This is a genomic window from Microbacterium sp. SY138, assembly GCF_039729145.1.
Classification (GTDB): Bacteria; Actinomycetota; Actinomycetes; order Actinomycetales; family Microbacteriaceae; genus Microbacterium; species Microbacterium maritypicum_A.
This window is the reverse complement of sequence record NZ_CP155793.1, coordinates 1,203,673-1,228,560: the sequence shown is the minus strand read 5'-3', so window position 1 is coordinate 1,228,560 and position 24,888 is coordinate 1,203,673. Positions and strand designations below refer to the sequence as shown.

22 protein-coding genes are annotated in these 24,888 nt (G+C 68.8%); 9 read left to right on the top strand and 13 right to left on the bottom strand.

The genetic code is table 11. The features are described from left to right. Positions 1-17 precede the first annotated feature (17 nt). The 4 genes from ABDC25_RS05735 to murI all read right to left on the bottom strand — a co-directional run bounded on the left by ABDC25_RS05735 (position 18) and on the right by murI (position 3,258). A complete protein-coding gene (locus ABDC25_RS05735) occupies positions 18-938 on the bottom strand; it encodes a cation diffusion facilitator family transporter (protein ID WP_021199670.1) in 921 nt (306 codons plus the stop codon). A 103-nt stretch (positions 939-1,041) separates the two neighbouring features. Then, positions 1,042-1,641 (bottom strand): RdgB/HAM1 family non-canonical purine NTP pyrophosphatase, encoded by a 600-nt coding sequence (gene rdgB / locus ABDC25_RS05730; protein ID WP_347125266.1) that lies wholly within the window; start codon positions 1,639-1,641, stop codon positions 1,042-1,044. After that, positions 1,638-2,375 (bottom strand): ribonuclease PH, encoded by a 738-nt coding sequence (rph, locus tag ABDC25_RS05725; protein ID WP_167253438.1) that lies wholly within the window; start codon positions 2,373-2,375, stop codon positions 1,638-1,640. Before rph ends, rdgB begins: the two co-directional genes overlap by 4 nt. A 52-nt stretch (positions 2,376-2,427) precedes the next feature. Further along, the gene (gene murI, locus ABDC25_RS05720; RefSeq protein ID WP_021199673.1) at positions 2,428-3,258 is read right to left on the bottom strand and encodes a glutamate racemase; all 831 of its coding nucleotides are present in this window, start codon (positions 3,256-3,258) and stop codon (positions 2,428-2,430) included. Positions 3,259-3,321: 63 nt separating this feature from the next. Between murI and ABDC25_RS05715 the strand changes: the two genes are divergently transcribed. Further along, positions 3,322-4,647, top strand: coding sequence for a nicotinate phosphoribosyltransferase (locus ABDC25_RS05715; RefSeq protein ID WP_021199674.1), 1,326 nt, complete (start codon positions 3,322-3,324; stop codon positions 4,645-4,647). A gap of 2 nt (positions 4,648-4,649) precedes the next feature. Here the strand turns inward: ABDC25_RS05715 and ABDC25_RS05710 are convergent, their stop codons facing one another. From ABDC25_RS05710 to ABDC25_RS05700, 3 genes are read right to left on the bottom strand one after another with little or no spacing between them, the layout of a single operon-like run. Beyond that, positions 4,650-4,916, bottom strand: coding sequence for a DUF3039 domain-containing protein (locus tag ABDC25_RS05710; protein WP_026049764.1), 267 nt, complete (start codon positions 4,914-4,916; stop codon positions 4,650-4,652). A gap of 40 nt (positions 4,917-4,956) precedes the next feature. Continuing rightward, positions 4,957-6,522 carry a hypothetical protein gene (locus tag ABDC25_RS05705; protein WP_347125263.1) on the bottom strand — a complete coding sequence of 522 codons (1,566 nt, stop codon included), beginning with the start codon at positions 6,520-6,522 and terminating at the stop codon, positions 4,957-4,959. Continuing rightward, a complete protein-coding gene (locus ABDC25_RS05700; protein ID WP_347125261.1) occupies positions 6,498-8,390 on the bottom strand; it encodes an ABC transporter ATP-binding protein in 1,893 nt (630 codons plus the stop codon). The genes ABDC25_RS05705 and ABDC25_RS05700 overlap by 25 nt, the downstream gene beginning before the upstream one ends. Positions 8,391-8,639: 249 nt before the next feature. Between ABDC25_RS05700 and ABDC25_RS05695 the strand changes: the two genes are divergently transcribed. The 4 genes from ABDC25_RS05695 to ABDC25_RS05680 all read left to right on the top strand — a co-directional run bounded on the left by ABDC25_RS05695 (position 8,640) and on the right by ABDC25_RS05680 (position 12,263). After that, positions 8,640-9,332, top strand: coding sequence for an NTP transferase domain-containing protein (locus ABDC25_RS05695; protein WP_017828502.1), 693 nt, complete (start codon positions 8,640-8,642; stop codon positions 9,330-9,332). A gap of 79 nt (positions 9,333-9,411) precedes the next feature. After that, a complete protein-coding gene (locus ABDC25_RS05690) occupies positions 9,412-10,350 on the top strand; it encodes a hypothetical protein (protein WP_021199678.1) in 939 nt (312 codons plus the stop codon). Positions 10,351-10,422: 72 nt separating this feature from the next. Beyond that, positions 10,423-12,021 (top strand): acyl-CoA carboxylase subunit beta, encoded by a 1,599-nt coding sequence (locus tag ABDC25_RS05685; RefSeq protein ID WP_167253432.1) that lies wholly within the window; start codon positions 10,423-10,425, stop codon positions 12,019-12,021. Further along, on the top strand, positions 12,018-12,263 hold the full coding sequence (locus ABDC25_RS05680) for an acyl-CoA carboxylase subunit epsilon (RefSeq protein WP_347125258.1): 246 nt from the start codon (positions 12,018-12,020) through the stop codon (positions 12,261-12,263). The genes ABDC25_RS05685 and ABDC25_RS05680 overlap by 4 nt, the downstream gene beginning before the upstream one ends. A gap of 341 nt (positions 12,264-12,604) precedes the next feature. Here the strand turns inward: ABDC25_RS05680 and ABDC25_RS05675 are convergent, their stop codons facing one another. From ABDC25_RS05675 to ABDC25_RS05655, 5 genes are all read right to left on the bottom strand, one after another. Further along, a complete protein-coding gene (locus ABDC25_RS05675; protein WP_347125938.1) occupies positions 12,605-13,804 on the bottom strand; it encodes an ROK family transcriptional regulator in 1,200 nt (399 codons plus the stop codon). 353 nt (positions 13,805-14,157) lie between these two features. Beyond that, positions 14,158-15,150: a hypothetical protein gene (locus ABDC25_RS05670; protein ID WP_231479847.1), complete on the bottom strand. Its 993-nt coding sequence runs from the start codon at positions 15,148-15,150 to the stop codon at positions 14,158-14,160. Then, complete coding sequence (locus tag ABDC25_RS05665) at positions 15,147-16,382, bottom strand: ATP-binding protein (protein WP_021199683.1); 1,236 nt, start codon at positions 16,380-16,382, stop codon at positions 15,147-15,149. Before ABDC25_RS05665 ends, ABDC25_RS05670 begins: the two co-directional genes overlap by 4 nt. Continuing rightward, positions 16,372-17,031, bottom strand: coding sequence for a response regulator transcription factor (locus ABDC25_RS05660; RefSeq protein WP_021199684.1), 660 nt, complete (start codon positions 17,029-17,031; stop codon positions 16,372-16,374). Before ABDC25_RS05660 ends, ABDC25_RS05665 begins: the two co-directional genes overlap by 11 nt. Before the next feature lie 41 nt (positions 17,032-17,072). Beyond that, positions 17,073-18,317 carry a TRAM domain-containing protein gene (locus ABDC25_RS05655; RefSeq protein WP_347125255.1) on the bottom strand — a complete coding sequence of 415 codons (1,245 nt, stop codon included), beginning with the start codon at positions 18,315-18,317 and terminating at the stop codon, positions 17,073-17,075. A 23-nt stretch (positions 18,318-18,340) separates the two neighbouring features. On the opposite strand from ABDC25_RS05655, the gene ABDC25_RS05650 reads away from it, so the two are divergent. Together ABDC25_RS05650 and ABDC25_RS05645 are read left to right on the top strand one after the other, a co-directional pair. Beyond that, entirely contained in the window at positions 18,341-18,979 is a 639-nt protein-coding gene (locus tag ABDC25_RS05650; RefSeq protein ID WP_347125253.1) for a Maf family nucleotide pyrophosphatase, read from the top strand. 78 nt (positions 18,980-19,057) lie between these two features. Next, positions 19,058-20,824 carry a biotin carboxylase N-terminal domain-containing protein gene (locus ABDC25_RS05645; RefSeq protein WP_021199687.1) on the top strand — a complete coding sequence of 589 codons (1,767 nt, stop codon included), beginning with the start codon at positions 19,058-19,060 and terminating at the stop codon, positions 20,822-20,824. A gap of 65 nt (positions 20,825-20,889) precedes the next feature. Here ABDC25_RS05645 and ABDC25_RS05640 read toward each other — a convergent pair whose 3' ends face one another. Continuing rightward, positions 20,890-22,338: an NAD(P)H-quinone dehydrogenase gene (locus ABDC25_RS05640; RefSeq protein WP_021199688.1), complete on the bottom strand. Its 1,449-nt coding sequence runs from the start codon at positions 22,336-22,338 to the stop codon at positions 20,890-20,892. A 48-nt stretch (positions 22,339-22,386) separates the two neighbouring features. Between ABDC25_RS05640 and ABDC25_RS05635 the strand changes: the two genes are divergently transcribed. Together ABDC25_RS05635 and ABDC25_RS05630 are read left to right on the top strand one after the other, a co-directional pair. After that, positions 22,387-23,220: a purine-nucleoside phosphorylase gene (locus ABDC25_RS05635; protein WP_347125251.1), complete on the top strand. Its 834-nt coding sequence runs from the start codon at positions 22,387-22,389 to the stop codon at positions 23,218-23,220. Further along, entirely contained in the window at positions 23,217-24,887 is a 1,671-nt protein-coding gene (locus tag ABDC25_RS05630; protein ID WP_347125249.1) for a phospho-sugar mutase, read from the top strand. The genes ABDC25_RS05635 and ABDC25_RS05630 overlap by 4 nt, the downstream gene beginning before the upstream one ends. Position 24,888 lies beyond the last annotated feature (1 nt).

The window sequence follows — 24,888 nt, the reverse complement described above, 5'->3', positions numbered from 1 at the left end:
GGTCAGGACCGGATCGCTCAGGCGTGTCGCGGTTCGCAGTCCGCCTGTTCCGCAGGCTCGATCTGGAAGGTCGAGTGCGCCACGTCGAAGTGGTCGGCGAGGCATGCCTGCATCTCGGTCAACAGCTGCGACGAGCGTCCGTCGGCGAACAGCTCCGGGTCGATGCTGACGTGGGCCGTGAACACCGGGGCCCCGCGGGTCAGCTGCCAGACATGGACGTCGTGCACCCCGACGACACCGTCGTACCCGAGCAGGTGGGTACGGATCTCGCTCACCGCCGTGCCCTTCGGCGCGGACTCGGCGAGAACCGAGAACACCTCCCGCAGCAGCGCGATGGCCCGGGGGATGATCATCGCCGCGATGAACAGCGAGGCGATGGCGTCGGCCGGCATCCATCCGGTGATGAGGATGACCGCGGCTGCCACGATGACCGCCACCGAACCGATCAGATCTCCCATCACTTCGAGGTACGCACCGCGCACGTTGATGCTGGTGCGCTGCGCACGACTCAACAGCCACATCGACACCGCGTTCGCGAGGAGCCCGACCACGGCGACGACCAGCATCAGCCCGCCGGCGACCTCGACCTCCCCCGGATTGATGAGTCGCCCGATCCCCTCGATCGCGACCCAGGTCGCGAGGGCGATCAGGATCACCGCGTTGATCAGCGCGCCGAACACCTCGGCGCGCTGGTACCCGAAAGTGCGCCGGTCGTCGGCCGGACGTGCGGCGACGGTGGCGGCGATGAGGGCGATCACGAGACCGGAGGCATCTGTGAACATATGCGCGGCATCGGCGAGCAGCGCCAGAGAGCCCGAGAGCAGTGCGCCGACGACCTGCACGAGCATCACCGTCGCAGTGAGGGACAGCGAGATCGCGAGCAGGCGTCTGCTGCTCGCGGAACGGATGCCACCGGGGGCGGGTGCGTGATCGTGCATGCCCCCAGGCTAGACCGGGATCGAGGGCCGGAAGGCGGGTTCCGGCTAGTCGGGAAGGGTAACGATTCTCAGCTTCAGCAGCGGTTTCTCGCGGCCGCCGCGCTCAGAGCGCGGCAAGCAGCGGAACCAGTTCCGCGAAGGCGCGCGCTCGGTGCGACTGCGCCTGCTTCTCATCGGAGGAGAACTCACCCACCGACCGCTCCTCCCCTGCCGGCTGGCCGTCAGGGATGAAGATCGGGTCGTACCCGAAGCCGCCGGCGCCCGACACCGTATGCGCCAGGCGACCCGGCCAGCGTCCCTCCACGACCTGCTCCCGGCCGTCCGGCAGCACGAGGGCGATCGTCGAGGTGAAGTGCGCGGAGCGGTGGGGGTCGGCGATGTCGTGCAGCTGGTCGAGCAGCAGCTCGAGATTCGCCGTCGCGTCCTTCTTCTGCCCCGCCCAGTAGGCGGAGAACACCCCCGGTGACCCGCCGAGCACGTCGACGCAGATGCCGGAGTCGTCGGCGAGCGCAGCGAGTCCTGTGTGAGCGGCGGCCGCTCGCGCCTTGATGAGCGCATTCTCGGCGAACGTCACGCCGTCTTCCACCGGCTCCGGACCGTCGTAGCCGACGATCTCGAGGTCGGGGCGTGTCTGCTCCACGATCTGCTGGAACTCCGCGACCTTGTGCGGATTGTGCGTCGCGAGAACGACTCGCATCGTCATTCCCCCTTCAACGCGGCGATCTGCGTGCCCTTCAGATCGGCGCATCCGGCCAGACCGAGCTCGAGCAGCGCATCCAGTTCCCGCTTGTCGAACGGTGCGCCCTCGGCTGTTCCCTGCACCTCGACGAAGAGCCCGCGGCCGGTGACCACGACATTCATGTCGGTCTCGGCGCGCACGTCCTCGACATATGCCAGGTCGAGCATGGGCTCGCCGTCGATGATCCCGACCGACACCGCGGCGACCGAGTCGAGCAGCGGCGTGGAGTTCTTGCCGATGAACTTCTTCTCCCGGCCCCATTCGATCGCGTCGGCGAGCGCCACGTACGCGCCGGTGATGGCCGCCGTGCGCGTGCCGCCATCGGCCTGCAGCACGTCGCAGTCGATGACGATCGTGTTCTCGCCGAGCGCCTTCGTGTCGACGACGGCCCGCAGCGCGCGCCCGATCAGTCGCGAGATCTCGTGGGTGCGACCGCCGATGCGGCCCTTGACGCTCTCTCGGTCGTTCCGGCTGTTCGTGGCGCGCGGGAGCATGGAGTACTCGGCCGTGACCCAGCCCTTGCCCTTGCCGGTCAGCCAGCGCGGGACGCCGTTGGTGAAGGAGGCGGTGCACAGCACCTTGGTGCCGCCGAAGCTGATCAATGCCGATCCCTCGGCGTGCGCGCTCCAACCGCGCTCGATCGTGATCTCACGAAGCTGATCGGTGGAGCGGCCGTCGACGCGGACGATTTCGGACATGTGCTTCTTTCAGGTCGGGATGGCGGAGCGAATCGGAGCGACTCGATCCGGGTTACTCGAAAGCGATCTCGGGGAGGGTGATCACGCCGGTCTGGACCAGTTGCACGTCCCGGACCTCGCGGCCCATCAGGCGGTTGGCCAGCGCGGTGAAGTCGTCGGTCGAGGCGCCGGTGGCCTCGTACACGTAGCTGGCGGTGGCATCCGGCGACGCGAGCAGATCACCCCGGACGAGCTGGCGGTAGACGTCGCCTGCCGTCTCATCGTCGCTGGAGACGAGGGTGACGCCCTCTCCCATGACGTAGCTGATCGCGCCCCGAAGGAACGGATAGTGCGTGCAGCCGAGCACGAGTGTGTCGACCTCGGCGTCTCGAAGGGGCGCGAGATACTCCTCGGCGACCGCGAGCACCTCCGGGGTACCCGTGATCCCGGCCTCGACGAATTCGACGAAGCGCGGGCAGGCGGCGGTGAACACCTGCAGCCTCTCGTTGACCTCGAGCATGTCCTGGTAGGCGCGCGAGCCGATGGTGCCGACAGTGCCGATCACACCGACACGTCCGTTGCGCGTGGTGGAGACCGCGCGGCGCACCGCGGGGCCGATCACCTCGACCACGGGAACGTCGTAGCGCTCGCGAGCGTCGCGGAGCATGGCGGCGGAAGCGGTGTTGCACGCGATCACCAGCATCTTGACGCCCTGCTCGACCAGGGTGTCGAGCACTTCGAGGGAGTAGCGGCGCACGTCCGCGATGGGCTTCGGACCGTACGGCGAGTGGGCGGTGTCGCCGATGTAGACGAACGACTCCCGGGGCAGCTGGGCGCGGATGGCTCGCGCCACCGTGAGCCCGCCGACACCGGAGTCGAAGATCCCGATCGGCGCGTCGTTCATGACTCCCCAGCCTACCCGCGCGGAACCCGCCGCGTGCATCGGCGCTCTCACTAAACTGAGCGCATGACCACGTCGACGGCGCTGCTCACCGACCGCTATGAGCTGACGATGCTCGCCGCTTCCCTGCGTGATGGGACGGCGTTCCGCCCCAGCGTCTTCGAGTTGTTCTCCCGACGGTTGTCCGGCGGCCGCCGTTTCGGTGTCGTCGCGGGCACCGGCCGCCTTTTGGGCCTCTTGCGCGACTTCCGCTTCGGCGACGACGAACTGCGGTTCCTCAGAGACGAGAACGTCGTGGATGCCGCGTCCATCGCTCACCTCGAGAACTATCGGTTCACCGGATCCATCCGCGGCTACCGCGAAGGCGAGCTGTACTTCCCGGGCTCTCCGATCCTCACAGTCGAGGGCACGTTCGCCGATGCGGTGGTGCTCGAGACTCTCGCGCTGAGCGTGCTCAACCACGACTCCGCCGTCGCCACCGCCGCATCGCGCATGAGCATCGCCGCCGGCGAACGTCCGCTGGCCGAGATGGGCTCCCGCCGGGCCGCCGAGCGCTCGGCCGTCGCCGCAGCCCGAGCCGCATACATCGCCGGTTTCGGGGCGACCAGCAATCTCGAGGCCGGACGACGCTGGGGCATCCCCACGATGGGCACCGCCGCGCACTCCTGGACGCTGCTGCACGACACAGAGGAGGAAGCCTTCCGCTCCCAGGTCGCGAGCATGGGCACCGGAACGACGCTGCTCGTCGACACGTACGACATCCGCACGGGTGTCGAGACGGCGATCCGCGTCGCCGGCACGGAGCTCGGCGGCGTCCGGATCGATTCCGGTGACCTCCCGATCGTCGCGGGCGATGTCCGCGCGCAGCTCGACGAACTCGGTGCGACGTCGACACGCATCACCGTGACCAGCGACCTCGACGAGTACGCGATCGCCGCCCTCGCCGCCTCGCCCGTCGACGCCTACGGGGTCGGAACCTCGGTCGTGACCGGGTCCGGGTATCCGACCGCCAGCATGGTCTACAAGCTGGTGGCGCGCCAGGATGCGGAGGGGTCCTGGATCGGCGTCGCGAAGGCGTCCGCCGACAAGGCATCGCATGGCGGACGCAAAGCGGCGTTCCGCACTCTGGTCGACGGCGTCGCCACCGCAGAGACGGTCGTCGTGTCGGACGGCTTCGAAGATCTCGACACTGCGGCCGAGCACCCCGACGGCCGCCCGCTGCAGGTGACGTTCGTCGAGGCAGGCGAGATCGACTCCTCGTACGAGGGAGTCGACGGCACGGCAGCGGCACGCGCTCATCATCTGCGTGTGCGCGAAGAGCTCCCGGTACGTGCGCTCGCGCTCAGCAAGTCCGACCCGGCGATTCCCACCGTGTATCTCGAAGCCGACTGAGGTCAGCCGATCATCGACTCGTAGATCTCCTTGCATGTGGGGCAGATCGGGAACTTCTCCGGGTCACGGCCCGGGGTCCACTTCTTGCCGCACAGCGCGCGCACCGGCTTGCCGGTGATCGCGGACTCGAGGATCTTGTCCTTCTTCACGTAATGCGAGAAGCGCTCATGGTCACCCGGTTCGAGATTCTCCTCGCGGAGGAGCTCTTCCAGTTCGCGATCAAGCGTTGCCACGCCGCCCTGATCGGGGCTGTCCAGCGGAGTACTCATCCCGTGAGTCTAGCGGCGTCGAACGCCCAGCGGGCGGTCCTCACGCGGTCTCGACGAACTCCATCAGGCGCTCTCCACTGCGCTCGAAGATGCGACCGCCGACGACGGCTCCGGCTGCCGCGGTCACGAGACCGACGAGAAGCCCGACCCAGAAGGTCGCCGGAGCGTACGCCGAACCGTCGAGAATCGTCGCTGCGAACAACCAGATGGTCGGCACGCTCAGCACGATGGCGCCGAGCAACGCCGCTGCAGGACCGTACGCCCCGCGAGAGGTCGGTCGCTGCGGCTGCTGGAACGGACTGTCACCAGGCCGCGAGACCGCATACGGAGCCACGACCGAGACGATGCTCGAGACGCCGAGCGCGCAGAACAGCAGACTGGCCGCCAAGCCGCCCAACGGCAGCAGCAGACTCCAGTCCCCGATCAGCGCGAGTGAGAGCGGAACCGCGATGGCGAGAACGGGGATGGCGACGAGCAGCACAGGAACGAGACGCCCGAGGCGATCAGGAAGACCCCGGACGCCACTCGCGACGTGGGTCCACAATGCCGTCGAGTCGTAGGCGACGTCGTTGTGCGGCAGCCACCCGAAGAACAGCGCCATCACCGGCACGGGCACGAGCGCGGCGATCTCCAACGGGACTCCGGCCACGACGAGCGGGAGCATCGAGAGCACGCCGGCCACGGGGACGACGATGATGTTCATGATGTAGCGGCGGTCACGAAGCCAATACACGAGGCTTCGCGCCGCGATCGCACCGAAGGCGTTCGACGGCAGCAGCCCGAACCACCCGAGTCCGGTGCGCTCGCGCAAGGCGACCGGACGCTCGGTCGTGGTCAGCAGACGCCGGACGAGCCACGTCCACACCATCCAGAGGAGAGCGACGGTGAGCACCACGATGACACCGCTGATCCACGCGGAAGCGGTCGCACCGGCCGCGGAATCGAAGAGGAAGGCGGGGGCAGCAGCGAACGGGCTGTAGCCGAACACGCTCGACAGGGTCGCCAGAGACGAGGGCACGAGACCGTCCCAACGAAGCGATCCGAAGAAGACCGCGACAGGGAAGGCGACCACGATCAGCGCGAGTGCGAACAGCGCCGTGAGCTCGCGGGAGCGGCGCTCGGGAAGGAGCAGTGCATTGAGGGCCATACCGATCCGCGAGACCAGCATCGTTGTCAGGACACCGGCGATCGTCACCAGCACAGCCAGAGGCCAGGGCGTGCCTGCTCCGATCGCGACGATGCAGACACTGATGTAGACGGCGAGAAGCGCCATGCTCGGCACGCTGACGAAGGCGGCCAGTGCGAGCACCCAGGGCATCTGGCGATCATCGACGCCGAAGACCGCGAAGCGTCTCGGGTCGAGCTGATCGACGGCCCCGACGAGGATCGGGCCGACGAGGAATCCGATGAGAAGGGCCGCGCCACCGAGCACCGTGACCGCGCGGGCCACCGGTACAGAGGCTGCGGCAAGGCTGAACACGGCGACGCACACCGCGGCGGTGACCGCGACCACCGCGACGAACGAGACGATCGATCGAACCCGACGGTCGCCGCGCAGGGAACCGAGAAGAAGCGCGAGTCTCAGTCGGAGAACGTGTGCAGCCACTCGAGCCCCTCCACCTCTCCGCTGGTGCCGGCGAGTTCCACGAAGCGCGCTTCGAGCGTCTGACCCGCGCGCACCTCGTCGATCGTCCCCTCGGCGAGCACTTCTCCGCCGACGATGATCGCGACGCGCGAACACACGCGTTCGACGAGATCCATGCCGTGGCTGGAGAGGATCACCGTGCCGCCGTGCGACACATAGGCGCGGAGGATGTCCAGGATGACCGCCGACGAGACGGGGTCCACCGACTCGAACGGCTCATCGAGGACCAGCACGCGCGGCGAATGGATCATGGCCCCTGCGAGCATGATCTTCTTCGTCATGCCGGCCGAGTAGTCCGAGACCACGCGGCCGAGGGCATCGCCCAGATCGAAGGCACGAGCGAGGTCGGCCGCGCGCTTCTCGATCACATCCGCGGCGAGGCCGCGCAGCAACCCGTAGTAGTAGAGCAGTTGCCGACCGGTGAGGCGGTCGAACGTGCGCAACCGATCGGGGAGCACACCCATCAGCCTCTTCGCCGCGAGCGGCTTCTTGGCCTGGTCGACACCGCAGATGACGACGCTGCCCGCGTCGGCGCGGAGAAGCCCGGCGACGATCGAGAGCGTCGTGGTCTTGCCGGCACCGTTGGGCCCGACGATTCCGTAGAACGACCCCGCGGGCACGGTCAGGTCGATGCCGTCGACTGCGCGGTTGTCGCCGAACTGCTTCACGAGCCCGCGGATGCTGATCGCCTCGCCGGCGGAGAAGACCTCATCGGGCTTCACGGCGTCGGAAGCTGCGTCGTCGGAGTCCCCGACCGCCTGGATGGCCTCGCTCGACTCCACCTCGGACGGATCGCCGACGGGCGTCTCCGTCTCGAGAAGTTCCGCACTGACAGATTCCTCGACAGGCTCCGCGGCGAGAGGCGGCTCCGAGGCGGGCGCGGGCGCAGGCTCTGCGGCGGGCACGGGCTCCGCGACAGACCCGGTCGGCGCCGCAGCGGAGGCGGCCGGAGGAACGGTCTCGACGACCGATGCGGTCTCGATCACGGGAGAGGCTGCGAGAGGAGCAGCCGTGACGGGCGGAACTTCGGGTGCGGTCACCGCCGTCTCCGCGGCCGCCTTCGCCTCCTCTGCCGCCTTCTTCGCCGCCGCCTTCTTCGCGGCCGCCATCTTGGCGGCCGTGGCCTTCGCGGCCGTGGTCTTCGCGGCAGCCGAGCGCGCCGTGGTCTTCGCCGCGGCCGCTTTGGATGCAGCGGCCTTCGCCGCCGTCGTCTTGGCCGCGGCCGTCTTCGCAGCCGTCGTCTTCGCAGCCGCTGTCTTCGCCGCCGTCGTCTTCGCCGCCGTGGTCTTCGCCGCCGTCGTCTTCGCAGCCGTCGTCCTCGCCGCCGTCGTCCTCGCAGCCGTGGTCTTGGCCGCGGTGGTCTTCGCAGCCGTGGCCTTCGCGTCGGCATTGCGCGCCCCGGCGGTGCTCCGAGCGGAGCTCGCGGTCGACGAGAGTTTCGCCGTCGAGCCGGTGACGGCCTTGACGAGCGGCTCGACCACGACATCCGCACTGGGAGCCGCTTTCTCGGCAGCAGCCTGCGTCCCGGACGTCGCTGCCGACGACTTCCCAGCCGACGACTTCCCAGCCGACGACTTCGACACCGCGGCACTGCCGGCCTTCGAACCCGCGGAGGTGCTCGCGCTCGCAGGCTTCTTCACCGCGGGTTTCTTCGCGGCGGGTTTCTTCGCGGCGGGCTTCTTCACCGCGGGCGGTCGCGCCGACTTCTCGGTGGCGGATGCCGCGTCCGGACTCTGCTTCTTCGCCGGCGCGCGCTTCGCCGACGTCTTCTCTTGCGCGGTCTCGGTTTGGTCCACCTGGGCGGTGCGGTCGTCAGGGGAGGCAGTCACCGTCCTACGGTATCAACGGGTGCCTGTACGCCAAGGCCGCCGCGCAATAAACTGCCCTCGGATCGCGCATTTCCGCCGCGATCGCACGGGAGACGGAACCCTGTGCATCCGGTGTGTAGTCGGTCACGAAATGACAACAGGGGCCTCCCGGCCCTGAGCTTCCCAGGCGGAATCGATACCATGAACGCGGCACGACGAAGTGTCTGGTCGGTTAATCGACCGTGAACACAACTTCCTTTAGGAGCACTCGTGACTCTTCAGACCGTCATCCTCGCCGCCGGAATGGGCTCGCGCCTCGGCCGCGCGCTGCCGAAGCCGCTCACCGAACTGAGCGACGGCCGCACGATCATGGGCCAGCAGCACGACAACATCCGCGCCGCATTCGGTTCGGACGCCCGCATCACCACCGTCGTCGGCTACCGCGCCGAGACCATCATCGACGCGTTCCCGCAGGTGAACTACGTCCACAACGAGCGTTATGACGAGACCAACACCTCGAAGAGCCTCCTGCGCGCCCTGGGCGCGACCGGTCGCGGCGGAGTTCTCTGGATGAACGGCGATGTCGTCTTCGACCCGATGATCCTCGGCCGCGCACTCGAGTACATCGAGCGCGACCAGTCGTTCGTCACGGTGAACACCTCCAAGGTCAGCGACGAAGAGGTGAAGTACACGGTCACGGCCGAGGGCTTCATCAACGAGCTGTCCAAGACCGTCAAGGGCGGACTCGGCGAGGCCGTGGGAATCAACTACATCTCCTCCGCGCACAAGAAGGCGTTCATGCGTCAGCTGCAGCGCGTCGAGGACCAGGACTACTTCGAGCGCGGGCTCGAACTCGCGATCGCCGAGGACGGCCTGCTGCTCGAGCCGATGGACGTGTCCGACCTGTACGCGGTCGAGGTCGATTTCGCGGAAGACCTGGAGCGTGCGAACCTCTTCGTCTGATCGCTCGACTCGAAAGCCCGGCCTCGCAGAGGGGCCGGGCTTTCGGCGTATTCGCGGGCGGGCTCCATAGGATCGCACCATGGCCCCCAAGGTGCACAAGATCCATTCGCTCCCGGACGACGCTCCCTGGGACAAGGGCGTGCCCCCTGCCGGATCGGCGGAGCACCCGATGATGGTGCGGGGCCTCGACCGCGTGCTGTCGATCCAGCGCCCGCTCGTCCTGGCGCACATCCGGAGCATCCGCCTGCGCAATCCGCAGGCATCGCCTGCGGAGATCATCCGCATCCTGGAGCGTCGCTACCTCGCAGCCGTGACGACGGGCGGAGCGGCGGTCGGCGCGACGGCGGTCGTCCCCGGGATCGGCACCGGCATCACGCTTGCGCTCTCCGGCGTGGAGACGGTCGGCTTCGTGGAGTCCACCGCTCTGTTCGCACAGTCGGTCGCCGAGGTGCACGGGATCGCGGTCGCGAACCCGGATCGCGCCAGAGCGCTGGTGATGACGCTGATGCTCGGCAAAGAGGGCGTCGACCTCGTCGGACAGCTCGCCGGTCAGGTGGCCGGGCGTGGAGGAAGCAGATCGTCGTACTGGGGCGAGCTCGTCACGAAGTCGCTCCCCCGCGCCGCGGTCGGCCCCCTCGTCGATCAGCTCAAGAGCATGTTCGTGAAGCAGTTCGCGGCGAAGGGCGGCGCTTCGGTCATCGGCAAGGCACTCCCGTTCGGCATCGGCGCTGCGATCGGAGGCGCGGGGAACAACATCCTCGGCCGTCGCGTGCTGACGACGTCCCACAAGGCCTTCGGTGCCGCCCCGATGGACCTTCCCCTCGAGTTGGAACCCGTGCCCGGCGCCGAGAAGCTGGAGCTGCGGATGCTGCGAGGTGCCCGCTACGCGGGCAACGCGGTCGCGGGAGCGGCCGGCACGACCGTGCGCGGGGTGGAGTGGGCGGGACGCAAGGCCCGCTCGATCGGCCGCCGCCCCAAGACCGACCCGGAGCTCGAGTCCGGTGAACCCGAGCGCTGAGCGCACTTCGCCAAAGGATCGGGCGACCCGTTGTGGCGAGCATCCAACAGCCGGAGGCGAGCCGACGATAAGGTGGAATCCGTGACGGACAAGCCCGACCTCTTTACCACCGCCGGCAAGATCGCGGATCTGCGCGCTCGCTATACAGAAGCCGTCGTCGACGCAGAAGCGAAGGCGAAGGAGAAGCAGCACGCGAAGGGCAAGATGACCGCCCGCGAGCGCATCGAGCTGCTCGTCGACCCCGGGAGCTTCGTCGAGTTCGACGAGTATGTGCGCCACCGCACCACGGCCTTCGGCATGGATCGTTCGCGACCGTACGGCGACTCGGTCGTCACCGGCGTCGGCACGATCAACGGCCGCACGGTCGCGGTGTACTCGCAGGACTTCTCCACCTTCGGCGGTTCGCTCGGCGAAGTCGCCGGCGAGAAGATCATCAAGATCATGGAGTTCGCCCTCGCCGGCGGGATGCCCTGCATCGGGATCCTCGACTCGGGGGGCGCACGCATCCAGGAAGGCGTCGTCGCCCTCGGCAAGTACGGCGAGATCTTCCGCCTGAACACCCGCGCGTCCGGAGTGATCCCGCAGATCTCCATCATCATGGGGCCGGCTGCGGGCGGCGCGGTGTACTCCCCCGCCCTCACCGACTTCGTGATCATGGTCGACAAGACCAGCCAGATGTTCGTGACCGGCCCCGACGTGATCAAGACGGTCACCGGCGAGGACGTCGGAATGGAAGAGCTCGGCGGCGCCTACACGCACAACACCCGATCGGGCGTCGCGCACTATCTCGCCGAAGACGAGGACGACGCGATCGACTACGCCCGCACGCTCCTCAGCTTCCTGCCGGACAACAACATGGCGGAGCTTCCCACATACGAGAGCAACTTCGAGTTCGAGACGACCGACGCCGACCGCGCGCTGAACACGCTCGTCCCCGACTCGACCAACCAGCCGTACGACATCCACACCGTCATCGAGCACGTGGTCGACGAAGGCGACTTCCTCGAGGTCCAGCCGCTCTTCGCGCCCAACATCGTGATCGGCTTCGGACGCATCGAGGGCCGGTCGGTCGGCATCATCGCCAACCAGCCTTCGCAGATGGCCGGCACGCTGAACATCGAAGCCGGCGAGAAGGCGAGCCGCTTCGTACGCTTCTGCGATGCCTTCTCGATCTCGATCGTCACGCTCGTCGATGTCCCCGGCTACCTCCCCGGCACCGATCAGGAGTGGACCGGCGTCATCCGCCGCGGTGCGAAACTGCTCTATGCATACGCCGAGGCGACCGTGCCGCTGGTCACCGTCATCCTGCGCAAGGCCTACGGCGGTGCCTACATCGTGATGGGCTCGAAGCAGCTCGGCGCCGACGTGAACCTCGCATGGCCGACGGCCGAGATCGCGGTGATGGGCGGCCAGGGCGCGGTCAACATCCTGTATCGGGGCGAGATCAAGAAGGCGGAGGAGGCCGGCGAGGACGTCGCGGCCGTCCGCACCCGACTCGCGAACGAGTACACCTACAACGTGGCCTCCCCGTTCCTCGCGGCAGAGCGCGGCGAGCTCGACGGGATCATCGAGCCGGCCAACACCCGCGTCTCGATTGCGAAGGCGCTGCGCGCGCTGCGTGGCAAGCGTGCCGAGCTGCCCCCGAAGAAGCACGGGAACATCCCGCTGTGACCGGGCATGACACGCAGGACCACGGTGCTTCGAGTTCGGAGGCGCCGATGCTCGACATCATGCGCGGGACGGCTACGGAAGAAGAACTCGCCGCCCTCATCGCCGTGATCAGCGAGGCCTACGCGACCGAGGCGGCGGATGCCGTCGCCTCGGAGCCGTCTGTATCGGCGTGGACGCGGACACAGCGTCCGCTCCGCCGTCCGCTGCGGCGCGACATCCCGTGGGGACGTTTCGCGGGCTGACAGCTGCGGAGCATCATGCGTCGACTCCGGTGACGTAAGAGTGCGTCTGCGTGATCCGAGAACCCTCCGCTTCACGAATCACGCAGACGATCGTCGCAGGACCCCCAGAGCCCCGCTCGGCGACGTTCCCCGTTGCCGCCTCGCCCTTCCCGTGAAGGGTCGGGCGTCCACCCCGGCTCAGACCGGAATCGCTTTCTCGACGTGCGACGGTGCCGAGCGCACGGGGAGACGGTGGATTCCCCTGGTCTGATCGTTGGGGGAACGCCAAATACTACATCGAATAGACTTATAGTCGCAAACCCGCGACCTCGACCGCTGCCGGACGGCGTAGGGTCCGGAGATCAGCTCTCGAGCAACAGGTCGGAGGCGCGAGGGCTGAGAACGGAATCGAGCACGACGCACGCGGCCCCCACGGCACCGACGTCGTCCCCGACGACGGTGCCATCGACGGGGAGAGTGCGCACCGCGCGGGTCGCACTCGCGTGATCGAGCCTGCCGGGAACCTCTCGGAGGTACACATCGGCGAGCCGTGACCAGAAAGGGCCTCCGAACACGACCCGATCCACATCGAGCATGTTCGTCAGAGCCGCCGTCAGCACCGCGATGTGTGCCGCTGCCTGTCGCAGAACCTCGACCGCCGCGGCATTCCCGTCCGCTGCGTACTCGCACAGTCGGCTGAATCTCGCATCGACTGCCGCAGCATCGGACGTCTGGTGGGCGTCGTCGAACACTCCCGCGCGCTCAGCCCGTTCGACGATCGCCTGCGGGGTGCAGACGACCTCCACGCACCCTCGGGACCCGCACCAGCATGAGGGCCCGTCGGGGTCGACGATGATGTGCCCGACCTCGCCGATGTTGCGTGTGCTCCCGCGGACCGCCTCGCCGTCTCTCGCCAGGGCGGCGCCGATGCCGATCCCCAGGTAGACGAACACGAAGGAGTCGTCGGCCGACTCGCGTCGTGTCCACAGCTCTCCGACCGCGGCCGACGTCGTGTCCTTCTCCAGCACCACCGGCATCCCCGTCATCTCCGCCAGCACCGCGCGCAGCGGCACACGATGCCACCCGGCGAGCTTCGGCGGGTCGATGACCGTGCCCTTCTCGGCGTCGAGCGGACCGGGAGCCGCGACTCCCACCCCTGCGATCCGCGAACGATCCACACCGGACTCCGCGATCAGGGCATCGATCGTCTCCGCCATGGCCTCCACGATCCGGAGCGGATCATCGGCCGGCGTGCGCACACTCCGGCGTCTGACGATGGCGCCGGACAGGTCGAGCAGCACGAACGTCATCAGGGCGGGATCGAGGTGCACGCCGACCGCGAAGCGGCTGTCGGCGACGAGCCGCAGGGTCACGCGCGGCTTGCCCGGTCCATTGATCGTGCGGCCGGCCTCTCGGATGAAGCCGTCATCGAGCAGTCGCCGAGTGATGTTGGTGACGGTCTGCGCCGACAGCCGGGTCGCGGTCGACAGCTCGATCCTGCTCAACCCCTCGCCTGATTGGCGGATCGCCTCCAGGATCACGGACTGGTTGAAGTCGCCCATACGCGGAAGATTGGTGCCACGACGCGTTTCCATCGTCCAATGATCCCCCATCGACGGGAAAATCGTGTCCCCCGAAATGCCGAATCTTGTCCCCCAAAATACCTACAGACAATGTTTGCGGAACCCCTCAGACTGAAGAGGACGCTTCGCGTTCGGCTGGTCTCTCTGTCCCAGGGTAGACAGACGCTGATCGGCCACCAGCGGATGGTTTTCGGGTAACTGTCCGCACGGAGAGGGGCAGGCGGATTCGCCGCCCCTCTCCCACTCTCACATCCTCGACTCCGGTCACCTCCCCAGGCCGGGGCCGAGGACGGAGCCGAGGTCGCTCACCGGTCCTGCCGAAAGTTCTTCCGTCAGCGCGGAATCTCGTGCCAGAGGTCGACCGCGTCGTCATCACCCGAGGAGCGGGTGCCCGCGCGGCCCACCACCGTCACGGCGACACGCGGGTCCCGCCCCGAGCGGATGATGAGCCGAGATGTCTGTGCATGACTCAGCACGACCGCCAGTTCGTCCCTGATCGCCTTGCGACGGGACTCGTCTATGCCGTCGAACCCGCCCTCATCGAAGACGGTCACGACCACTCCACGCCGTCGGGCAGCTTCGATCGCGTTGCGTACCGCGTCGTTGAGGAGGTCGGCGCCGCGCAGTTCGTCGCGCAGCCTGCCCTCGGCGAGCCGCGCGTCCAGACGTTCCTGATCGTTCAACACGCCTCGCGCCGCGACCACTCTGCTGAGCACCGGACCGGCGACAGCCAGAGCGAACTGCGTGCGCAGACGCCTCTCGCGCTGACGCACCCGCTGCGTGGCATGCCACGCGGACACCGCCTGCTGGATCTCGGCGAGGCGCTCGGTGTCGCGCACCGCACGATCCCAGAACATCACGAGGAGTCGAGCGACGGCCACCCACATGATCGAGCCGACCAGCCCCAGGTTGAGGGCCACGACGAACCCCAGAGCCACCGACGCGGCCAGGACGAGCACCGCCAACACGAGCCAGCCGATCAGAGACCGCCGACGCACCACACACACGACCGCGAGCAGTCCGAGCGCCCCGATGTACCAGGTCGCGAACGGGGCGGTACGATCCGCCGGCTCGAGCGAGAAGGTCACGAGCACGGGAATCGCCATGCTCGCGAGCAGCGCGAGGACCGCCGACCACGTCGGCATCCGCACCGAGGAGCCGTCGCCGAGGATGGCGATGTTCACGACCACGAGATACAGGCCGATGGCGAGGACCATGAGCAGCGGAGCGGTCGGCTGCTCGATCCACCAGATGCCTCGTGCGACGAAGTACAGGGCGAAGCCGACGGCGAGAGAGGTGGCGACGCTGCGCACGGTGCGGTTCACGCGCGCTCCCATCCCAGCGTCACGGTCGTGCCGTGCGCGTCGGAGACGATGTCGGCCGTGCCGGCGACGCCCGCCATACGTGCGAAGATCGACGCCCGGATCCCGAGACGGTCGGCACCGATCGACGCCACGTCGAAGCCGCCGCCGGTGTCCGAAACCGTCACGCCGATCCCCTCGTCGCCGTGCCCCTCGACGATGATGTGGAGTCCACGACCGTTGGCGTGGGACACGGCGTTGCCGATCGCCTGCCGCGCGGCGAGCACGAGTGCGCGAGCGGCCCGCCCGGGTATGAGGCCGATGCCGCCGCGCTCCTCGACGATCGCATCAGCGCCGAGCTCGGACAGGGCTCTGCGCAGCTCCACGACGATCTGCGCCGTGCCGACCGGCTCGTCACTGCCCTCCTGCGCGACGGCCGCTTCGGTATTGGCGAGGCGAGTGAGTGCCTCCCGGGCCATGGCGACGGCGAGCTCTTCGGCACGCTCCCCCTCAGCCCGCTCCGCGGCGATCAGCGCGGCGAGGACGCTGTCATGCATCAGTGCGGACATCGTCGCCCGCTCCTCCTCCGCGGCGGCCGCCGCAGCCGCTGTCGAGTACGACGCCACCGCCTGTCCCCTGGCCTCGTCCACGCCGGCGGCGACGGAACGGAACATCCAGCCCAGGGAGATGATGACGACCCCGAGGATGAGGGTGAACGACACGTCGAACGCGGTCGTCACCCAGAACTCGCGCGAGAACTCCCCCTGGACGAGCCGCACGTAGCCGTAGACGAACGGCATCCCCGCCGCCCAGGCGAACTGGAGCGGCAACGGGAACGCGAGCATCGCCGCGACGACGCCGACATTGACCAGGAAGAAGATCCAGGGCTGCTCGCCGGCGCCCTTGTCCGACGGGTCGACGATCGTCGGCCAGGCGGCGAGCGCGAGGACGTAGACCACGGCGAAGATACCGGAGAAGGTGCGCACCCCCCGGCCCACCAGACAAGCGACCAGCATCGCAGCCAACGGCACGAACACCACGATCAGGGTGACGACGTGCGCAGGATCCGCGTGCGAGAGCGACGCCATCGCAGAGATCAGCGCCTGCGCGCCGAGAACCGCCGAGCCGATCGCGACGACGATCGCGAGGATCCGCTCCATGCGTGTGCCGGTGAAGCGCTCGTATGCCGTCTCCGTGCTCCCCGGAGAGGGGATCTTGCTCCACGCGTCGCGGATGCTGAGCGGCTCAGCGGCCACCGGGTGCCTCGTCAGCCGTGACGATCCCGTCTTCCATCGCCCGGCGCAGCAGATCGACCTTCGTCGGCGCCGGACGCCCGACCTCGACGTACTTCACGCGGATGCGGGTGATGTTCTCCTTGGCCGTGGAGTAGGCGACACCCAGCTTCTCGGCGACGGCCTTCAACGGCAGCCCCGTCGCATACAGACGGAGCACCTCGCGTTCGCGCGTGGCGAGCTGCGCATCGGCGAACGCCCGGTCTCCCTCGACCGCGCTCGCCCATTCGACGTTGTTGAGAGCCTCGCCCTGCGCCACCGTGCGGATCGCGTCGAGCACGTCGTCGAGGGCGGAGGACTTGCTCACCACGCCGGCGGCCCCGGCGGCGAGCGCCTCGCGCACGGCTGCCGGCCGATCGGCGACGCTGTGGATCACGACGCTCGCGCCGTCGTTGACCAGCGAGGTCACGTTCTCGGTCACGGTCGTGCCGTCGCCGAGGGTGAGGTCGAGGACGACCACCTCGGCAGGTGCGGCCGCGGTGGCTTTGCGCCATTCGAGGTAGGAGACCACCGTGCTCCCGGAGAAGACCACGGTCTGCGAATCACGCGCGCACGCGGCCTCGAGGCCGAGGCGAACGGACTCGTGATCGTCGATGAGTGCGACCGTGCTCATCCCCTCAGCCTACTGAGTCCCCCCGAGAAGCCGCGGATCGCTCATCGTGTGAGCAGCGCGACGACTTCGAAGTGGTGCGAGTGCGGGAACAGATCGAAGCCCCGAAGTCGGTCGACGTTCCAACCGAGGGTGCGGAAGGTGCCGAGATCCCGGGCGAGTGCCACGGGGTCGCACGCGACGTACGCGATGGCCTCCGGCGCGAGTGCGTGCACCGCTTCGACGACCTGCCGACCTGCACCGGCGCGGGGCGGGTCGAGCACGACGGCGCCCGTGCGCCCGCTCTTCTGCGTCGCCAGGAAGCGATCGACGCGCGCCGTCACGGCGTTCACTTCGAGCGGCGCGAGATTCGCGGCGGCGTGCGCAGTGGCGCGTGCACTGGACTCGACCGTCACGATGTCGGTCCCGCCGAGATCGGCGAGCGTCGCGGCGAACAGGCCGACCCCTCCATACAGGTCGTAGTGCGTCTTCTGGTCGTCGACATGTCCGTCGAGGATTCCGTAGACCGCGGCGTCGAGCACGGAGGCCGCACGCGGGTGGACCTGCCAGAAGCCCGTGGCGTCGACCTCGAATCGACGGTCGTTGACCATCTCGTGGATCACCTCGGGAGTGGGACGCTTGCGGAACCCACGCTGCACGCGGGGGGCGCGCTCGGTCTCCTCACGTCGGATGACGCGCACCGTGCCGTCGGCGGGCACGACGAGTTCGATGCGGCCGGGGGCCTCGCCCTGCAGCGCGAGCGCCGCTTCGGCGATCGCGGGCCTGGCCAGCGGATGCGAGGTCACGGGGACGACGCGGTGGCTGCGTGCGGCGAACGGACCGGCGACTCCCGTGTCGTCGACGTGCAGGGTGACGCGTGTGCGCCATCCGAGACCGTCGCCCGACTCCACCGACTCGATCTCGGGGGCGACCAGACCGCTGCCTGCGAAACGCTCCAGCGCCTCGGTCAGCACGCGCTGCTTGAGCTCACGCTGGTGGTCGATGTCGATATGGCCGAGGTCGGCGCCACCGGGGCGGTCGGCCGGGTCCCGCGACACGTCGGCTTCCGCCCACACGTGCGGGCGACGGTGCTCCGACGCCTCCAGCACCTCGATGGTCTCGGCCCGCCAGAAGCTGCGGGTCGAGGCGTCCGCCCCCTCCTGCGGGGCGATCACCCGGGCCCGGACCCGCTCTCCGGGGATCGCGTCGGAGACGAAGACCACGCGTCCCTCGTGGCGGGCGATGAACGTGCCCCCGTGCGCGATGCCGGTGATGTCGAGTTCGAGCACGTCGGCTGGGGAGGAAGTCATTCTTCGAGGATACGGTGGTGGACATGCGCGTCTGCCTCGCCTCCACCTCGCCCGCCCGCCTCATGCTGCTCCGGCAGGCGGGAATCGAACCGCTCACGGTGTCGCCCGACGTCGATGAGGATGCGGTCGCTGCCGCCGAGGAGGAGAAGAGGGGCGCCCCCCTCGCGCCCGAGGAACTGGTGCTTCTGCTCGCCCGCGCGAAGGCGGCCGCCGTCGCACGGAGCCTCGCTGCGAACGGGACCTTCGACGGCCTGGTGATCGGCGGGGATTCGATGTTCGCGCTCGGCGGGCGGGTCTACGGCAAGCCGTACACCGCCGAGGAGGCGACCAGGCGCTGGCAGGAGATGCGCGGCGAGACCGGCATCCTGCATTCCGGGCACTCGGTGTTCCGGGTCTCCCCCGACGCCGAACCCAAAGAGGCCACCGCGGTCGCCGCGGCCGCCGTGACGTTCGCCGACGACGCGAGCGACGCCGAGATCGCCGCGTACGTCGCCTCCGGAGAGCCGCTCCTCGTGGCGGGAGCCTTTACCGTCGACAGCCTGGGCGGGGCATTCATCACCCGTGTGGACGGCGATCCTTCGACGGTCGTCGGCATGTCCCTGTCGACCGTCCGCCGTCTCGCCACCGAGCTCGGTGTCCGTTGGACCGACCTCTGGTCGTAGACTCCCCTCCACGTTTTCCCGACTTTCTTGTGGGGAGTCGTCAAAGGGATCGGGGTCGTTCTCGCTAGGCTGGCAAGCATGCCTGCTATCGCCAAGGTGCTCATCGCCAACCGCGGCGAGATCGCCGTCCGCATCATCCGCGCCGCCCGCGACTCCGGGATCGCCTCGGTCGCCGTCTACGCCGACCAGGACCGGGATGCCCTGCACACCCGCCTCGCCGACGAGGCCTACGCTCTCGGCGGCTCGACCAGCGCGGAGACCTACCTCCAGATCGAGAAGATCCTCTCCATCGCCCGCCGCGCCGGTGCCGACGCCGTGCACCCCGGCTACGGGTTCCTCGCCGAGAACGCCGAGTTCGCACGCGCCATCATCGAGGCGGGGATGACCTGGATCGGCCCGTCTCCGGAGGCCATCGAGGCTCTCGGCGACAAGGTGACCGCGCGTCACGTCGCGGAGAAGGTCGGCGCGCCTCTCGCTCCCGGCACCCCCGGCCCCGTCGAAGGCGCCGATGAGGTCATCGCCTTCGCGAAGGAGTTCGGCCTCCCGATCGCCATCAAGGCCGCGTACGGCGGCGGCGGACGCGGCCTCAAGGTCGCCCGCGAGCTCGACGAGGTCGCCGAGCTCTTCGAATCCGCCACCCGCGAGGCCGTCGCCGCCTTCGGACGCGGCGAGTGCTTCGTCGAGAAGTACCTCGACAAGCCGCGTCACGTCGAGACCCAGTGTCTGGCCGATGCCGCAGGAAACGTCGTCGTCATATCGACGCGCGACTGCTCGCTGCAGCGCCGCCACCAGAAGCTCGTCGAAGAGGCACCGGCCCCGTTCCTCACGGAGGAGCAGAACGAGCTGCTCTACTCGGCATCGAAGGCCATCCTGAAGGAGGTCGGATACGTCGGTGCCGGCACCTGCGAGTTCCTCATCGGCGCCGACGGCACGGTCTCATTCCTCGAGGTGAACACGCGCCTGCAGGTCGAGCACCCCGTCTCCGAAGAGGTCACCGGTATCGATCTGGTGCGCGAGCAGTTCCGCATCGCGGCCGGCGGCACCATCGACTACGACGACCCGAAGCCCCAGGGGCACTCGATCGAGTTCCGCATCAACGGCGAGGACCCCGGTCGCGGATTCCTGCCCCAGCCCGGCCCGATCCACGTCTTCAAGACCTTCGGAGGCCCCGGCATCCGTCTCGACTCCGGCGTCACCGCCGGCGACTCGGTGTCCGGCGCCTTCGACTCCCTGCTCGCGAAGATCATCGTGACGGGCAAGGACAGGGCGGAAGCGCTGGAGCGCTCGCGCCGCGCACTCGATGAGTTCGAGGTCGCCGGTCTCCCCACCGTCATCCCGTTCCACCGCAAGGTCGTGCGCGATCCCGCGTTCACGGCGGAGGACGGCGAGTTCGGGATCTTCACCCGCTGGATCGAGACCGAGTTCGTCAACGACATCCCCGCGTGGGACGGGGAGCTCGAAGCACCGACCTCCGCCGAAGCACGTCACACCGTGGTCGTCGAGGTCTCCGGCAAGCGCCTCGAGGTGAGCCTCCCCGACCGCGTCGCCGTCGCCGCCGGCACCGCCGGACGCCCGGCAGCGGTTCCGCCGTCGCGCCGCAGCCACGCCACCACCGCCAACGCCGGGGCCTCCGGCGACGCGGTGAAGTCGCCCATGCAGGCGACCGTCGTCAAGATCGCCGTCGCCGACGGACAGCAGGTCGTCAAGGGCGACCTGGTGGTCGTGCTCGAAGCCATGAAGATGGAGCAGCCGCTGCAGGCGCACAAGGACGGCGTGGTCGGCAACATCAACGCGGATGCCGGCGCCACGGTCTCCGCAGGACACCAGCTGCTCACGATCAGCTGACACCCGGCATCAGCGGAAAGGGCGCCCCACCGAGGTGGGGCGCCCTTTCCGCATCTCTCCCGGGATCAGGAGATGTTCACGAGATGCATCGCCCTGCTCGCATCGGTGATGCTGCTGGAGAGCGAGGGGTATGCCGCGAAGACCCGCGAGACCTGGTCGACCGTGAGACGGCGTTCGACGGCGACCGCGATCGGGTAGATCAGCTCCGATGCCTTCGGCGCCACGATCACGCCGCCGATCACGGTGCCCGATCCCTTGCGGGCGATGAGCTTGACGAAGCCGTCCTTGATGCCCATCATCTTCGCGCGCGGGTTCGCCGCGAGCGGGAGCTTGTAGACCAGGCCGTCGGCCACACCGTCCTCGACGTCCTTCTCGCCGTAGCCGACCGTGGCGATCTCGGGCGCGGTGAAGATGTTCGAGGTGATCTTGATCTGTTCGAGCGGGATGACGATGTCGCCGAGGGCGTGGAAGACGGCCGTGCGCCCCTGCATCGAGGCGACCGAGGCCAGCGGGAAGAAGTTCGTGCAGTCGCCGACCGCGTACACGTTGGGGACGGAGGTGCGCGCGACCCGGTTCACCCGCACGTGTCCCGACTCGTCGAGCTCGACACCCGCCTCCTCCAGACCGATGCCCGCGGTGTTCGGGATGGAACCGACCGCCATCAGGCAGTGGCTGCCATCGACCGTGCGCCCGTCCGACAGGGTGACCGTGACCCCGTCATCCGTGACCTCGACGCGGTCGGCACGGGACTTGGAGAGCACCTGCATGCCCCCGCGCTTGAAGACCTTCTCCAGAACGCTCGCCGCATCCTTGTCCTCGCCCGGGAGCACCTGCTCGCGGCTGGAGATCAAGGTCACCTTGGCACCGAGGTTCATGTAGGCGGAGGCGAACTCCGCACCGGTGACACCGGAACCGACCACGATGAGGTGCTCGGGGAGCGCCTTCATGTCGTACAGCTGCGTCCACGTCAGGATGCGCTTGCCGTCGGGCTTGGCCGAGTCCAGCTCGCGCGGAGAGGCACCGACCGCCACGATGATCGTGTCGGCCTCGACCCGATCGAAGTCGGTCCCGCCCTGGCCCGTCGACACGATGATCGCGGTGGGTCCCTCGAGGCGACCGTGACCGGAGAGGATGCGTACGCCGGCTTCGAGGAGCGTCGCACGCATGTCCTCGGACTGCTGACCCGCCAGCGCGAGGAGCCGCTTGTTCACGGCGGCGAGGTTGATCGCGATCTCGGGCTTGAGGGGTCGCGAGTGGTCACCCTTGGCGTAGAAGTTGACCCCGAGGTCGCTCGCCTCGGAGATGGCGACGGCCGCATCGGCGGTGGCGATCAGGCTCTTCGAGGGCACGACGTCGGTGAGGACGGCGGATCCGCCGACTCCCACGCGCTCGACCAGGGTGACCTCGGCCCCCAACTGGGCTGCCGCGAGGGCCGCCTCGTAGCCGCCGGGACCGCCGCCGAGGACGGCGACGCGCTGAGTGCGCTCGAAAGTGGTGGAAGACATGGAATCCATTCTCGCGCAATCCTGGCACCCGAGCCTGCACCTTCCTAGAGTGGATCCATGCCCGAAACGCACAGCAACCCCCTCGACGACCCGACCGCGAACCCGTTCGAGGTCGCCGCACAGGCCGCCGCCGACATCGCCCGTCTGACCGGCGTCGAGAAGCACGACATCGCCCTCACCCTCGGCAGCGGCTGGGGCAAGGCCGCGGACATCATCGGCGAGACCGTGGCGACGATCCCCGCGACCGAGGTCACCGGCTTCTCCAAGCCCGCGCTCGAAGGACACGTCGGTACGCTGCGCAGCATCCGCACCCCCGACGGCAAGAACGTCCTCGTCATCGGTGCGCGCACCCACTACTACGAAGCCCACGGTGTGCGCCGTGTCGTGCACAGCGTGCGCACCGCCGCCGCGACGGGCGCCAAGATCATGGTGCTCACGAACGGCGCCGGCGGCATCCGCGAGACGTGGACGCCCGGTCAGCCCGTGCTCATCAGCGACCACATCAACCTCACCGCCGACTCTCCGCTCGAAGGCGCCACGTTCGTCGACCTCACCGACCTCTACTCGAAGCGTCTGCGCGAGATTTCCCGGACGATCGACCCGATGCTCGACGAGGGCGTCTACACGCAGTTCCGCGGCCCCCACTACGAGACGCCGGCGGAGGTGCAGATGGCGAAGCACATCGGTGGCCACATCGTGGGCATGTCGACCGCGCTCGAGGCGATCGCCGCCCGCGAGGCCGGCATGGAGATCCTCGGGTTCTCGCTCATCACCAACCTCGCCGCCGGTATCCAGCAGACACCGCTCAGCCATGCCGAGGTGATCGAGGCCGGGCGCGAGGCCGAACCGGTGATCTCCGCGCTTCTGGCCAGGGTGGTCGAGGCCCTGTGAGCGACGAGCGGCTCGCCCAGGCCCGCGCCTGGTTGCGACAGGACCCCGATCCGCAGACGCGCGACGAGCTGGCCGGCGTGATCACACGTGCCGCCGCCGGCGACCGAGAGGCCGTCGCCGACCTCGACGACCGCTTCCGCACTCGCCTCGCCTTCGGAACCGCGGGTCTCCGCGGCGAACTCGGCGCCGGCAGCAACCGGATGAACCGGGTTCTCGTCGGCCAGGCCGCAGCCGGCTTCGCCGCCTACCTGCGCGAGAAGTCGCACGGCGCGACCCCGACGGTCGTGATCGGCTACGACGGGCGCCGGAACTCCCGCGTGTTCGCGACGGACTCCGCCGAGCTGTTCGCCGGAGCCGGTCTGCGGGCGATCCTGCTTCCCCGCCTGCTCCCGACGCCCGTCCTCGCCTTCGCCGTGCGCCACTTCGGCGCCGATGCCGGCGTGATGGTGACGGCGAGCCACAACCCGCCGAACGACAACGGCTACAAGGTGTACCTCGGTGGCGCCGACCAGGGATCCCAGATCGTCGCCCCGGCGGACGCCGAGATCGCCGCGCACATCCAGCGCATCGCCGACGCGGGCTCCATCACCACGTTGCCGCGCTCCACCGAGTATGAGACGGCCGGCGAAGAGGTCGTCGAAGCCTACATCGCGGCAACCGTGGCCGTGGCGCCAGCACCCGCCGGGACGACCGGGATGCGGTGGGTGTACACCGCGATGCACGGGGTCGGCTGGGAGACGCTGTCCCGCATCGTCAAGGAAGCGGGATACCCGCAGCCGTTCGTCGTCGACGAGCAGCTCACCCCCGACGCCACGTTCCGCACCGTGTCGTTCCCGAATCCGGAGGAACCGGGGGCGATGGATCTCGCGTTCGCGCGAGCCCGGCGGGTGAAGGCCGACTTCATCCTGGCGAACGACCCCGATGCGGATCGACTGGCCGTCGCGGTCCCCGACGACTCCGCCCCCGACGGCTGGCGTCGTCTCACCGGCAACGAGGTCGGTCTCCTGCTCGGCGCGAGAGCCGCACGCGCGGCGGTCGGCACACCGGGCGCCTCGCTCGCCTGCTCTCTCGTCTCCTCCCCCGGCCTCGGCGCCGTCGCCGCGCATCACGGGTTGGACTTCCACGAGACCCTCACCGGCTTCAAATGGATCTCCCGGGCACCGGGTATCGTCTTCGGCTTCGAAGAGGCTCTCGGCTACCTCGTGAATCCGGAGACCGTGCGCGACAAGGACGGGGTGTCGGCGGCCGTCGCCATCCTCGGCCTCGCCGCCGAGGCCCGCGATCGCGGAGCCACGCTCGTCGATCTGCTCGACGAGCTGGGTGAGACGTACGGGCATTTCGCGAGCGGTCAGGTGTCGGTGCGGGTCGAGGACCTCGCCGTCATCGGCTCCGTGATGCTCGCGCTGCGCACACTCCCGCCGACGCACATCGGCGGCCGATCGATCGCCTCGGCCGAGGACCTGCTGCAGGCCGCACCGGGTCAGCCCTCCGGAGACGTGCTGCGGTACCGTCTCGGCGACGGCTCCCGTGTGATCGTGCGCCCCAGCGGGACCGAGCCCAAGCTGAAGGTCTACATCGATGCGAGGGCGGAGTCGGCCGAGAGCGCACGTGACGCCGTCGCGGAGCTCGAAGCGGGCGTCCGCGCCCTCCTCGACGAACGCTCCTGAG

What these genes read in the sequence shown, in the direction of transcription:
- ABDC25_RS05650 (WP_347125253.1), top strand. Translation starts at nt 18,341, where the DNA reads ATGCGCGTCTGCCTCGCCTCCACCTCGCCCGCCCGCCTCATGCTGCTC.
- ABDC25_RS05640 (WP_021199688.1), bottom strand. Translation starts at nt 22,338, where the DNA reads ATGGATTCCATGTCTTCCACCACTTTCGAGCGCACTCAGCGCGTCGCC.
- ABDC25_RS05655 (WP_347125255.1), bottom strand. Translation starts at nt 18,317, where the DNA reads ATGACTTCCTCCCCAGCCGACGTGCTCGAACTCGACATCACCGGCATC.
- ABDC25_RS05660 (WP_021199684.1), bottom strand. Translation starts at nt 17,031, where the DNA reads ATGAGCACGGTCGCACTCATCGACGATCACGAGTCCGTTCGCCTCGGC.
- ABDC25_RS05710 (WP_026049764.1), bottom strand. Translation starts at nt 4,916, where the DNA reads ATGAGTACTCCGCTGGACAGCCCCGATCAGGGCGGCGTGGCAACGCTT.
- ABDC25_RS05675 (WP_347125938.1), bottom strand. Translation starts at nt 13,804, where the DNA reads ATGGGCGACTTCAACCAGTCCGTGATCCTGGAGGCGATCCGCCAATCA.
- rdgB (WP_347125266.1), bottom strand. Translation starts at nt 1,641, where the DNA reads ATGACGATGCGAGTCGTTCTCGCGACGCACAATCCGCACAAGGTCGCG.
- ABDC25_RS05715 (WP_021199674.1), top strand. Translation starts at nt 3,322, where the DNA reads ATGACCACGTCGACGGCGCTGCTCACCGACCGCTATGAGCTGACGATG.
- ABDC25_RS05690 (WP_021199678.1), top strand. Translation starts at nt 9,412, where the DNA reads ATGGCCCCCAAGGTGCACAAGATCCATTCGCTCCCGGACGACGCTCCC.
- murI (WP_021199673.1), bottom strand. Translation starts at nt 3,258, where the DNA reads ATGAACGACGCGCCGATCGGGATCTTCGACTCCGGTGTCGGCGGGCTC.
- ABDC25_RS05645 (WP_021199687.1), top strand. Translation starts at nt 19,058, where the DNA reads ATGCCTGCTATCGCCAAGGTGCTCATCGCCAACCGCGGCGAGATCGCC.
- rph (WP_167253438.1), bottom strand. Translation starts at nt 2,375, where the DNA reads ATGTCCGAAATCGTCCGCGTCGACGGCCGCTCCACCGATCAGCTTCGT.
- ABDC25_RS05635 (WP_347125251.1), top strand. Translation starts at nt 22,387, where the DNA reads ATGCCCGAAACGCACAGCAACCCCCTCGACGACCCGACCGCGAACCCG.
- ABDC25_RS05735 (WP_021199670.1), bottom strand. Translation starts at nt 938, where the DNA reads ATGCACGATCACGCACCCGCCCCCGGTGGCATCCGTTCCGCGAGCAGC.